The organism is Bariatricus sp. HCP28S3_A4 (assembly GCF_052066395.1).
Taxonomy (GTDB): domain Bacteria; phylum Bacillota; class Clostridia; order Lachnospirales; family Lachnospiraceae; genus Allocoprococcus.
Window position 1 is genome coordinate 1 of record NZ_JBQHSE010000049.1, and the last position, 12,054, is coordinate 12,054.

Genomic DNA, 12,054 nt, shown 5'->3' on the forward strand with positions numbered 1-12,054 from the left:
TATTATAAAGGACTGGACTGGCCGTTTAATATGGCACACACCGACCGTTAATTATGGCAAGGTGCGACCGCCTAATATGGCACAGTTGGCCGTTCCAGGAGACAATCTGCAAGTGGGATGCCGGTGCAGAAGTACTTTGTTCAAGCGATAATTTCTGGTCGAGTTCAACAGCAAAGCGTTTATAAGCACAGGCAGCTTTTGAAGTGGGAGCGTAGTCCAGAACACTCTGAGCATAGTAAACAGATTCTCCGACTTTAACATTCATAGGAATGGAATTTTCTAAAATCGGAACGGTACCACTGTATGCATCCCGGATCTGGCTGCTGATAATCTTACAGAGATTGGTCCGCTGTTCACACATGGTCAGCAGAATACCGGAAATCTGAATCTTCGGATTAAAGCGCAGCCGTACTTTGTGAATCATTTCAAGCAAAGGCTGCAATCCAGCTGTAGAGAGAAACTGTGGATTGACCGGAATAAGGAGCTGATCAGCGGCAATCAGTGCGTTGACGCTTAAATTATCCAGCTTTGGTCCGGTGTCCACAATGATGTAATCATAGTCATTACGGAGCGTGTTAAGAATGTTGGACAGGAATCGCTCACAGCCAATCTCATGACGCAGCATTTCAGATATGGCGGATAATCTGCTACTGGAAGGAATCAGATCAATCCCGCTGCAATGCAGAACGAAGTCCTCCTTTGTTGGAGTAGGCAAGTCCTGTGCCTGCATATCCATCAGATGAGCGATATTTACTGACGGAGTTCTTGGTTCTATTCCGAAGCAAATGGTCAAGGATGCCTGTGCATCGAAGTCTACAGCAAGTATTTTCTTTCCCATCTGGCTCAGGGCAGTAGACAGGTTGTGTACGGTAACGGTTTTGGCGCAGCCGCCTTTTTGGGCGCAGCATACAATCACTTGTGCCATGGGGGAATCTCCTTTCTTTAGTCTCTCCTAAAAACAGTCTTTACGATTGCTGCAATCATGTACAACATGCCGCTGGCAATGCGAAAAGCAAAGACAAAAATGCCAATCATACCGCCAATGAGAATATTGATGACGATGATGCCCGCCGCATTTGCAATACTGCATTTAGATGGAACGAGCCAGATAAACATTTTCTGTATGCCAAATGGAATCCCAATCAATATCCACATGAGAACGTAATCACAGCTACCATCGGTTGCCAGATACAAAGGCTGGCAGAAGAACGCTGTCAAAAGGGCAATGATGATTGGGACTGCCAGACGTTTGAAAAATTCTTTTGCCATAATTCCCCTGCCGGGTGGCAGGATGCCTCCTTTCTTTTGAAAAGAGCGGGCTGGAGTCAATCAAGCCAATAATTCAATAATTGTGGGTTAATGAAAAAAGATTGGAGGCCACACCTGTTATGCGGGATTCCAATCATTTAGTGATAGCATGATTTATATAATCATGTTATAATACAAAAGGACAAACCAGCCCGCAACCCGCATAAAACGGTGGGTTTCTTGATTTGTCCCTATTATATCGTAAGCGTATCTGTGCGAGAATGGTGCTGATCCGTTTATGCGTTTTTTTGTTGGTGATTATATTTTACGAGAAGCCTGTAGTGATTGTCATTTTAAGGGGTATAGCCGTGTCAGCGATATAACATTAGGAGACTTTTGGGGGATATGGGATGTGTGCCCTGAAATGGATGATAATAAAGGAACATCGCTTGTACTTTTACATTCTCAGAAGGGAAAACAACTGTTTCAAGCTGTTTCTGACAGGATGGAAGTGCAGGAAGTTTCATTGATGAATATTCCGGATGAGTTTCCATCAGCTGTCCGGTGATATGGAAATCACTTTTTGGATTTAATTTTGTGCATACCGAATCATAATTTCTATGAGAATATTAGTAAAGGCTGCTACGCACCGCAGATGCGGCAAGGCCTTGACAAATATCCCCATAGAAATGGACACGTAATCAAGCACAAAAAAGACGATTTCCGAGTAACGGAACTCCGATTTCCAAATTTCCGGATTCGTGATTTCGAGCCACAAGAATATTCAATTGGAGAAAGCGAGCAAAATGAATCCATCAATGTTGAAATCTTCGGTGCATCGACCGGAGAGAATGGATGTGTTAAAGACTATTGAAAAAGATGGGGTTCAAGCAGCTTTGCATTTCTTACAGCCTAATAGTAATGTGAGAACGCCGTTCTTCGTTAAAGTAAAACGAGATATCAGTAGAATACTTGATAGAAAAAAGTGGAATAAGACGGGATAGATTCATTACAGGTAACGAGATAGAGAGTGTTAAACTGGTCCTTGTCAAGGACATTTATATACGCTTTTCATGCGTTACATGCCAGTGTCTGATGGTTACTCAACGATGGACTAAATGAATAGGATGTAGACTGTATATTTTCTGGTCATGGTGGACAGGTAGTACTTCCGTTGAGTGACAGTGGGGATGTGCCAGACATGGGAGGGTTTCCAGATAGACTGTAGAGGCTATATTTTTCTGTAGAAAGAAGTTCTACGATGGTTTTATCAACGAATTTGGGAAATACATAATTGATACTCATGCTTAATAATATGCCTAAAGTTGTGACGGGAGACATCTTTTAAAGAGATTTGACAGGATAAAATACAAGAAGAGGAGACCTATGGACGCAAAAAGAGATTTATTTTTACCGGCCCTAAAAACTGCATTAAAAAATGAAAAAGTTACATGGAGTACCCCCCTCACCCCCCAGGATTGGTCCTCCCTATTCCACACCGCCTCCGTACACCATGTCCTCCCCATGATTTACGAAGCCGTATACGACTGTCCCGCCGCCCGGGCTGCAGACCCACAGATTTTCGCGCGCGCCAAACAACAGACGATCCATTCAGTCATGTTACAAACCATGAAAACCAACGAATTCCTAACCCTATTCCACCACCTGCGCCAATCCGGCATCCATGCATTGGTCGTAAAAGGAATCGTATGCCGCAATCTATATCCAAACCCGGATTACCGGATGTCCGGTGACGAAGACATTCTGATCCCCGAAGACCAGTTTGAACTCTGTCACCAGGCCATGCTGGATTACGGCATGCAGCCCGCGGACCAGGCGCAGGATATTTATACAGAATATGAAGTCCCATATGGAAAGCCGGGGAGTCCACTTTACATCGAATTACATAAGTGTCTCTTCCCTCCGGAGTCCGATGCGTATGGAGATTTGAACCGCTTTTTCAAAAATGTTCAGGATAGAGCAGTCAAGTTATCCATTGATGGGGAAGAGGTTGTCACTATGGGACATACGGACCATTTATTCTATCTGATCTGCCATGCGTTTAAGCATTTTCTGCATAGTGGCTTTGGAATCCGGCAGGTTTGCGATATTGTCCTCTTTGCCAATCATTATGGAACAGAGATTGACTGGATTCGGATCTTGCGGCAATGCCGGGAGATCCATGCGGATGTATTTACGGCAGCACTGTTCCGGATTGGGCAGAAGTATTTGACGTTTGATCCGGTATTGGCCGGTTACCCGAAGGAATGGCAGGAGATTCGGGTGGACGAGCAACCTTTGCTGGAGGATCTGCTGAATGCTGGTATTTATGGAGATGGTACGATGAGCAGGAAGCATAGCAGCAGCATTACCTTGAATGCGGTTTCTGCGCAAAAACAGGGGAAAAAGGCGGAACATTCTGTTATTAAGACGCTGTTCCCACCGGCGAAAAGTATGGAAAGACGGTACCCATACCTGAAAAAGTATCCGATGCTGTTGCCGGTTGCGTGGGTCAGCCGAATTTTAAAATATCGTAAGGAAATCAGCAAAAGCCAGAACAATGATGCGGCTCAGGCTGTGGCCATCGGGAACAGGCGTGTGGAGCTGCTGAAGCAGTATAAGATTCTTGATAAATGATAATTGCTGCAATTTTACAGAGGATTATGGATGAGTTTCGATTTACGGAGGGAGAAGCAATATGAAGTTGGAGAAAGAATTTGTTTTACGGGAAATTGCGGGTGACTATGTTATTATTCCGGTCGGGAAGACGGTGATAGAGTTTAATGGACTTATTACGGTAAATGAAGTAGGGGTATCCATTTGGAACATGCTTCAGAACGAGGTTACATTTGACCAGATCGTTCAGGGCATATTAAATGAGTATGAGGTAGAAGAAAGTGTCGCCAGAGAAGATATTCGGGAGTTTTTAGATCAATTGATTGATGGAGGAATTCTTACAGAGGATAAGGAAAATGGAGAAGAGTAGCCCATATGTAACGCTTACGGCAGAACAATTTTACATAGATAAGACGGCGATACTTGAGAGGGGAATGGAAGAATGCCCTTCTATTTATATAGAAGGAGCAGCAGCGTCGGGGAAGACAACGGCTGTCAGACTTTTGCTTGGGAAAAATCCGGATATAAAAGCGTATATTCTGGAAATGAAAGAAGAAGCAGAATCTATCAAAAAGCTTGATGAAATGGTAAAGAGCCGGGAAGAATGGACGAAACCAGGCTGGATTATTTTTGAGGACATGCATTCGGCGCTTGACGAGGTTACGATAAAGAAGATTTCAGACTGTATTTGGAACCTTCCGGCAGGATGGCATGCGATTCTGATCGGGCGGGAGCGGCCGCATGAGGGATTTCTGAATCTGATATGGAAAAGAAAGATGCAGATCATTTCACAGGAGCATCTGCGTTTTACGGAAAAAGACATTCGCAGCCTGACGAATCATTTTCAGAGTGATCTTGATCCCGGCGAAATCTATGAACAGACCGGGGGATGGGCCGGATGTGTGGATATGATGCTTCGATTATCGCAAGCGGATCCACCCGCTGCCAGAAGAAATGCCCGGGAGATAAAAGCATCGTATGAGATAACGGCGTATATTAAGAAATACATTTTGGACACGCTCTCAGCAGAAGAAAATGAAATCATGCGCCGGGCTGTGATTTGCCCATGGATAAATGAAACAATGTGCAGGGAGATTTGGCAGCTTCCGTGGGCGTCAGATAGTCTGCAAGATTTATGCCGCAAAGGGCTTTTGGAATATGACAAAGAGAAAGAACGATGGAAAATAGCCCCCATGTTTCGGGATATGCATATTTCGGAGACGAATCCGATTTTCTGGAAACACCTTGGAAACTGGTATCATCAGAGTGGAAATGTAGAAGAGGCGTTGTTTTGCCTGAAAAAGTCTCAAAATGAAGAAGCTTACCGCGCGTGTATGCTTCAGAATTATGCAAAAATTCCATTTTTGGGAATCCCTTATTCAGAAGTCATGGGATGGAAAGGAACCGACCCCAGACTGTGCTATCTGAGAGGCGTTTATTGTTACACAAGACAAAAACCGGACGGCATAAATCTGGAAATACAGAATCTGAACATTTCTGAGAAAGATGCACACGAGAAAAGGGAAATTTACTTAAATCTGACCTTCCTGAAACCGGATCTTGATCTGGACTTCTGGCTTGGGCTGCTGGAGCAATACAGCCGGGAGAAAGAACATTTCCATTTATATAATATCCTGGGAAATTCCCATACATATCTCTGCGGAGTGCGGGACTTGTCCAGACTTTTTGCCTGTACAAAGCGTGAAGAGAACCGGAAGGCAAAGATATGGAAGGAGCATTTGGGGAAAGAAGAGTGGAAATGTTATCAACTGGCGCGAATCGACTATTATCTTGAGACGGAACGCAAAGACACCATTCCTATGGAAGACTGGGAATTGCTTTTCGCACAGGAAGATGCAGAGAATTCCAGAAGGAGCCCGTGGCAGCAGCGCCTGGCAAAGCTGTATCTTCTATATAAATTGCAGCGTCTGGCACCGAAAGAAGACCACAAAGAACAGATTTCCAGCCTGGAAAATTCTTTGATGAAGGAAGAAAATCAGGTTTGCCTAAAAAATACAGAAGCAGTCAGCAGTTTGTTCGCTCCCGTCAGAAATGAACAGGAACGCCTTACAAGATGGCTGCTCAAGTCCGATAAAAACATGGGAATCTCTGTAAAAGAAGATAATTACGATCAGCTGTTTTGCCAGGTAAAAGGATATTTGCACTTGAACCAGTATAAACGTTCCGAAAAAATACTTCGCCATTTAATTCCGTATCTCCAGTTTTACCGGCGCAATAAATATCTGGCGGAATTACTGTTCCAACAGGCTGTTATTTTCTGGGATGAAGGCCTGCACGGTCAGGCACTTCGTAAAACGATCGAATCCTTTATGGTTTCCGGTGAAGCCCGCTATGTCGGATTTTACACGGTGTATGAAAAAAAGGGCGAAGAAGTACTGGAGGAATACATTGACTGGCTGAGCAAGAACTCCCCGGGCGGCTGGCACAGGAAGAAAAAATACAATTACGGAAATGTACTTCGCATGCCAAAAGAAGACTACATGGAAGTTGTACTCCGGTGCGCCAGACGGGAAGCGAGAATCAGTCGTTCCGCTGAAGAAGCGACAGAAGAGCATTTGACGATGATGGAAACCATTATACTCCAAGATATTAACCGCGGCCTTACCAACGCGGAGATCTGCGAAGAACTGAACCTGAAGCTCCCGACGGTAAAGAGCCATATTTATAATTTGTATAAAAAACTGGGGGTTAATAGCAGAGTCCAGGCGATACTGAAGGGGAAAGAACAGGGGATATTAGATTAGAGGGGATTGAACCTGGTTAGCTTAAACTATAATAGGTTAGGTAAAACTATCGGAGATGTTGGGGAACATTTCCGGTAGTTTTGTATATTTAGAGGCTGTGCAAAGAGAAAACTCTGTGCTATACTAATCACACATCAAAATCTCAGACGGAGTCCGATCCGGACAGATAGAATCTATCCGTCTGAACAACCGTTATCAAAACGGTTCAAAATTCAAAGGCAGTTTCGCCGAATATTTCAACTTTGATGAACAAAAGAACAGAATGCGGAGGTAGTAGTATGGGCCAGAGCAATGCTGCAGTGCGGCAGTGGATGGGGAATCCAAAACGATTTGCAGATTTATTCAATGCAACAGTATTTAACGGGGAGCAGGTGATCCAGCCAGAAGAATTAGAGCCGGTAGATGGAGAGGAAGATATCCTGCTGACAGACAAAAATGGGAAAACACAGAAAGTACATAGGTATCGGGACATTGTCATGAAGTGGAAGGAAGACGCAGTGCTAATCTTATTGGCATGCGAGAATCAGGCAAAAGTGCACTATGCCATGTCCGTCCGCAATATGCTGTATGACAGTCTGTCTTATGTCGGGCAGATTCAGAGGATGTGGAATAAAAATGTGGAAAAGATGACTACGGCAGAATTCCTTTCGAAATTCCGGAAAGATGATCGGTTGATTCCGGTGCTTACACTGGTTTTTTATCTTGAAAGAAGATAAGACTCCCACCTCTATAGGTGGTGAGTTGCGACAAATATGTTTTGGTGGGAGTCCAATCTCCTTTCAAGATAAAGCCTCCGGCGGATTGCAGAGGTGCGCAGATGTATTATGTCATGCAAAGCATGACGCGCACCTCGCAGCAAGTACGCCGAGGCGTACTTGAATATGATGTAGACCAGTGGGATGGGAGTAAGGATCTGTATGGAATGCTGCAGTGGAGTGAGGATGAGAAGAAAAATACAGTCTTGAAGGAATATGTTCCGAATTATCGGATTAATCTGATTGATGCTGGGAATCTGGAGCATTTAGAGCGATTCAAAAGCGATTTACAAGAAGTTCTGGGTATGATACAGTGTAGAGGAGATAAAGAAAGTTTATTGAAATACATAAATGACAGAAAAGAATATTTTCAAAATGTAGATGAAGAAACGTATTATGTGATTAGGGAGTTTTTGCATTCGGAGAGAATGCTGAAGGAAAATATAGAGAAAAGTCAGGGGAAGGAGACTGTGGATATGTGTAAGGCATTGGAAGATTTGTATAATGAAGGAATAGAGATTGGCGTGGTAAAAGGCGTAGTGGAAACATTGTATGATTGTGGAATAAAAAAGGACGATGCAATCCAAAGAGTAATGCAAAAATTTGAAATATCCAAAGAACAGGCGGAGAAGGATGTAGAGACCTATTGGAGATAAGCTGATAAATTGGCATTCTCTATCTATAAGATTGCGTGGGCGATATTACGAAAAGATATCAAATGTAAGAAACTATCGGAGATGTAGAAAAGCATTTCCGGTAGTTTTGTATATTAAGGGGCTGTGCAAAGAGGAAACTCTGTGCTATACTAATCACACATCAAAATCTCAGACGGAGTCCGATCCGGACAAATTAAATCTATCCGTCTGAATAACCGTTATCCAAAACGGTTCAAAATTCAAAGGCAGTTTCGCCGGATATTTCAACCTTGATGAACAAAAGAACAGAATACGGAGGTAGTAGTATGGGTCAGAGCAATGCTGCGGTGCGGCAGTGGATGGGGAATCCAAAACGATTTGCAGATTTATTTAACGCAACAGTATTTAACGGGGAGCAGGTGATTCAGCCGGAAGAATTAGAACCGGTAGATGGAGAGGAAGACATCCTGCTGACAGACAAAAATGGGAAGAAGCAGGAAGTACATAGGTATCGGGATATTGTTATGAAGTGGAAGAAAGACGCAGTGCTGATTTTATTGGCATGTGAGAATCAGGCAAAAGTACACTATGCCATGTCAGTACGCAATATGCTGTATGACAGTCTGTCTTATGTCGGGCAGATTCAGAGGATGTGGAATAAAAATGTGGAAAAGATGACTACGGCAGAATTCCTTTCGAAATTTCGGAAAGGTGATAGGTTGATTCCGGTGCTTACACTGGTCTTCTATTATGATGTAGACCAGTGGGATGGGAGTAAAGATCTGTACGGAATGCTGCGGTGGAGTGAGGATGAGAAGAAAAATGCAGTTTTGAAGGAATATGTTCCGAATTATCGGATTAACTTGATTGATGCTGGAAATTTGGAGCATTTAGAGCGATTTAAAAGCGATTTACAAGAAGTTCTGGGTATGATACAGTGTAGAGGAGATAAAGATAATTTATTGAAATACATAAACGACAGAAAAGAGTATTTTCAAAATGTAGATGAAGAAACGTATTATGTGATTAGGGAATTTTTGCATTCGGAGAGAATGCTGAAGGGAAATATTGAGAAAAGTCAGGGAAAGGAGACTGTGGATATGTGTAAGGCGTTAGAGGATTTGTATAATGAAGGAATAGAGATTGGAATGGAGCGTGGAATAAAAGGCGTAGTGGAAACTTTATTTGATTTTGGAATAGAGAAAGATGCTGCGATTCAAAAAGTAATGCAAAAATTTGATATATCCAGAGAACAGGCGGAGAAGAATGTGGAGAGTTACTGGGGATAGATTGATTTGCAGGAAAGTTTTGCATTCGGAGAGAATACTGAAGAGAAATATAGGAAAGAGGAATATGGATATGTGTAAAGCATTGGAAGAGCTATATCATGAAGGAATAGTAAAAGGCGTAGTGGAAACATTGTACGATTTAGCGATAGAAAAAGATGCAGCAATTCAAAAAGTAATGCAGAAATTCGCGATATCCAGAGAACAAGCGGAAAAGGATGTGGAGAGTTATTGGAGATAGTCTGCTTTGCTGGAGTTTCTGTACTCGGAGAGAGTACTAAAGGGAAATATAGAAAAGAGTCAAGGGAAGAGGACAGTGGATATGTGTAAGGCATTGGAAGATCTATATAATGAAGGCATAGAGCGTGGAATGGAGCTTGGCGTGATAAAAGGTGTCGTAGAAACATTGTATGATTGTGGGATAGAGAAAGATGCTGCAATCCAAAAAGTAATACAAAAATTCGAAATATCCAGAGAACAGGCGGAGAAGGATGTGGAGAGCTATTGGAGATAGGCTGATAATTTGGAATTCTCTATCTATAAGATTGTGTGGGCGATATTACGAAAAGATATCAAATGTAAGAAACTATCGGAGATGTGGAAAAGCATTTCCGGTAGTTTTGTATATTTAGAGGCTGTGCAAAGAGAAAACTCTGTGCTATACTAATCACACATCAAAATCTCAGACGGAGTCCAATCCGGACAGATAGAATCTATCCGTCTGAACAACCGTTACTCAAAACGGTTCAAAATTCAAAGGCAGTTTCGCCGGATATTTCAACTTTGATGAACAAAAGAACAGAATACGGAGGTAGTAGTATGGGTCAGAGCAATGCTGCGGTGCGGCAGTGGATGGGGAATCCAAAACGATTTGCAGATTTATTTAACGCAACAGTATTTAACGGGGAGCAGGTGATCCAGCCGGAAGAATTAGAACCGGTAGATGGAGAGGAAGACATCCTGTTGACAGACAAAAATGGGAAGAAGCAGGAAGTACATAGGTATCGGGATATTGTTATGAAGTGGAAGAAAGACGCAGTGCTGATCTTATTGGCATGCGAGAATCAAGCAAAAGTGCACTATGCTATGTCAGTACGCAATATGCTGTATGACAGTCTGTCTTATGTCGGGCAGATTCAGAGGATGTGGAATAAAAATGTGGATAAGAGAAAAAATCTGAATGAGTATGTGACTGAAACGGAACTGGAAATGGAACCAAAGGAACAGCCTGAAGGGCTTGAAGACGAAAAGATGACTACGGCAGAATTCCTTTCGAAATTCCGGAAAGATGATCGATTGATTCCGGTGCTTACACTGGTCTTCTATTATGATGTAGACCAGTGGGATGGGAGTAAAGATCTGTATGGAATGCTGCAGTGGAGTGAGGATGAGAAGAAAAATACAGTCTTGAAGGAATATGTTCCGAATTATCGGATTAATCTGATTGATGCTGGGAATCTGGAGCATTTAGAGCGATTCAAAAGCGATTTACAAGAAGTTCTGGGTATGATACAGTGTAGAGGAGATAAAGAAAGTTTATTGAAATACATAAATGACAGAAAAGAATATTTTCAAAATGTAGATGAAGAAACGTATTATGTGATTAGGGAGTTTTTGCATTCGGAGAGAATGCTGAAGGAAAATATAGAGAAAAGTCAGGGAAAGGAGACTGTGGATATGTGTAAGGCATTGGAAGATTTGTATAATGAAGGAATTGAGTGCGGCATGGAGCGAGGAATGACGTGTGGCATGGTAAAAGGCGTAGTGGAAACATTGCGTGATTTCGGAATCGAGAAAGATGCTGCAATTCAAAAAGTAATGCAAAAATTCGAAATACCCAGAGAACAGGCGGAAAAGGATGTGGAGAGTTATTGGAGATAAGCTGATAGCTTGACATTTTCTATCTATAAGATTGCATGTGCGGTATTGCAAAAAGAGATCAAATGTAAGAAACTATCGGAGATGTTGGGAAGCATTTCCGGTAGTTTTATATATTTAGAGGCTGTGCAGAGAGAAAACGCTGTGCTATACTAATCACACATCAAAATCTCAGACGGAGTCCGATCCGGACAAATAAAATCTATCCGTCTGAACAACCGTTATCCAAAGCGGTTCAAAATTCAAAGGCAGTTTCGCCGGATATTTCAACTTTGATGAACAAAAGAACAGAATACGGAGGTAGTAGTATGGGCCAGAGCAATACTGCAGTGCGGCAGTGGATGGGGAATCCAAAACGATTTGCAGATTTATTTAACGCAACAGTATTTAACGGGGAGCAGGTGATCCAGCCAGAAGAATTAGAGCCGGTAGATGGAGAGGAAGACATCCTGCTGACAGACAAAAATGGGAAGAAGCAGGAAGTACATAGGTATCGGGACATTGTCATGAAGTGGAAGAAAGATGCAGTGCTGATCTTATTGGCATGCGAGAATCAGGCAAAAGTACACTATGCCATGTCAGTACGCAATATGCTGTATGACAGTCTGTCTTATGTCGGGCAGATTCAGAGGATGTGGAATAAAAATCCTGTCTTTGACAGTTAGCAAAAGAAAAAATCGCTGTATCCCTTGCGCTTACTTGGGTACAGCGATTTTTATCGTTGTTATAGAGTATTGTAATTTATTTCCTTCCTTTACTCGGTAGTGTAAAATATTTTGTGTTTTTGAAAAAAATGGCTCCTTTTTGGTAAGAATTCAGATATGACAATTTTTATCGAAAAGGAGTATTTTTATGCCAGTTGCAAAGGAAC

Annotated in this window: 14 protein-coding genes; 12 read left to right on the forward strand and 2 right to left on the reverse strand. The window is 42.5% G+C overall.

The genetic code is table 11. From position 1 onward, the window contains the following. Window positions 1–25: 25 nt before the first annotated feature. Together ACTNBF_RS15505 and ACTNBF_RS15510 are read right to left on the reverse strand one after the other, a co-directional pair. The gene (locus ACTNBF_RS15505; RefSeq protein WP_441089618.1) at window positions 26–925 is read right to left on the reverse strand and encodes a ParA family protein; all 900 of its coding nucleotides are present in this window, start codon (window positions 923–925) and stop codon (window positions 26–28) included. A gap of 17 nt (window positions 926–942) precedes the next feature. Further along, the gene (locus ACTNBF_RS15510) at window positions 943–1,269 is read right to left on the reverse strand and encodes a DUF6050 family protein (protein ID WP_441025968.1); all 327 of its coding nucleotides are present in this window, start codon (window positions 1,267–1,269) and stop codon (window positions 943–945) included. Window positions 1,270–1,546: 277 nt separating this feature from the next. On the opposite strand from ACTNBF_RS15510, the gene ACTNBF_RS15515 reads away from it, so the two are divergent. The 12 genes from ACTNBF_RS15515 (at window position 1,547) to ACTNBF_RS15570 (ending at window position 11,848) form a co-directional block, all read left to right on the forward strand. Then, window positions 1,547–1,816 (forward strand): Coenzyme F420 hydrogenase/dehydrogenase, beta subunit C-terminal domain, encoded by a 270-nt coding sequence (locus tag ACTNBF_RS15515; protein WP_441089619.1) that lies wholly within the window; start codon window positions 1,547–1,549, stop codon window positions 1,814–1,816. 15 nt (window positions 1,817–1,831) lie between these two features. After that, window positions 1,832–2,122, forward strand: a complete 291-nt coding sequence (locus ACTNBF_RS15520; protein ID WP_441089620.1) for a hypothetical protein — start codon at window positions 1,832–1,834, stop codon at window positions 2,120–2,122. A gap of 650 nt (window positions 2,123–2,772) precedes the next feature. Then, window positions 2,773–3,885, forward strand: coding sequence for a nucleotidyltransferase domain-containing protein (locus ACTNBF_RS15525; RefSeq protein ID WP_441089621.1), 1,113 nt, complete (start codon window positions 2,773–2,775; stop codon window positions 3,883–3,885). A gap of 61 nt (window positions 3,886–3,946) precedes the next feature. Continuing rightward, window positions 3,947–4,234 (forward strand): PqqD family protein, encoded by a 288-nt coding sequence (locus ACTNBF_RS15530; protein ID WP_427805905.1) that lies wholly within the window; start codon window positions 3,947–3,949, stop codon window positions 4,232–4,234. Next, a complete protein-coding gene (locus ACTNBF_RS15535; protein WP_441089622.1) occupies window positions 4,221–6,629 on the forward strand; it encodes a LuxR C-terminal-related transcriptional regulator in 2,409 nt (802 codons plus the stop codon). The genes ACTNBF_RS15530 and ACTNBF_RS15535 overlap by 14 nt, the downstream gene beginning before the upstream one ends. 245 nt (window positions 6,630–6,874) lie before the next feature. Beyond that, window positions 6,875–7,345 (forward strand): hypothetical protein, encoded by a 471-nt coding sequence (locus tag ACTNBF_RS15540; protein WP_441089623.1) that lies wholly within the window; start codon window positions 6,875–6,877, stop codon window positions 7,343–7,345. Window positions 7,346–7,446: 101 nt separating this feature from the next. Next, window positions 7,447–8,040, forward strand: a complete 594-nt coding sequence (locus tag ACTNBF_RS15545) for a hypothetical protein (protein ID WP_441089624.1) — start codon at window positions 7,447–7,449, stop codon at window positions 8,038–8,040. A gap of 272 nt (window positions 8,041–8,312) precedes the next feature. Further along, window positions 8,313–9,308 (forward strand): Rpn family recombination-promoting nuclease/putative transposase, encoded by a 996-nt coding sequence (locus ACTNBF_RS15550; protein ID WP_441089625.1) that lies wholly within the window; start codon window positions 8,313–8,315, stop codon window positions 9,306–9,308. Further along, window positions 9,286–9,546: a hypothetical protein gene (locus ACTNBF_RS15555; RefSeq protein ID WP_441089626.1), complete on the forward strand. Its 261-nt coding sequence runs from the start codon at window positions 9,286–9,288 to the stop codon at window positions 9,544–9,546. Before ACTNBF_RS15550 ends, ACTNBF_RS15555 begins: the two co-directional genes overlap by 23 nt. Before the next feature lie 81 nt (window positions 9,547–9,627). Next, complete coding sequence (locus tag ACTNBF_RS15560) at window positions 9,628–9,819, forward strand: hypothetical protein (RefSeq protein WP_441089627.1); 192 nt, start codon at window positions 9,628–9,630, stop codon at window positions 9,817–9,819. 272 nt (window positions 9,820–10,091) lie between these two features. Further along, window positions 10,092–11,186 carry an Rpn family recombination-promoting nuclease/putative transposase gene (locus tag ACTNBF_RS15565; RefSeq protein ID WP_441089628.1) on the forward strand — a complete coding sequence of 365 codons (1,095 nt, stop codon included), beginning with the start codon at window positions 10,092–10,094 and terminating at the stop codon, window positions 11,184–11,186. 272 nt (window positions 11,187–11,458) lie between these two features. Continuing rightward, entirely contained in the window at window positions 11,459–11,848 is a 390-nt protein-coding gene (locus ACTNBF_RS15570; protein ID WP_441089629.1) for a hypothetical protein, read from the forward strand. Window positions 11,849–12,054: the final 206 nt, after the last annotated feature.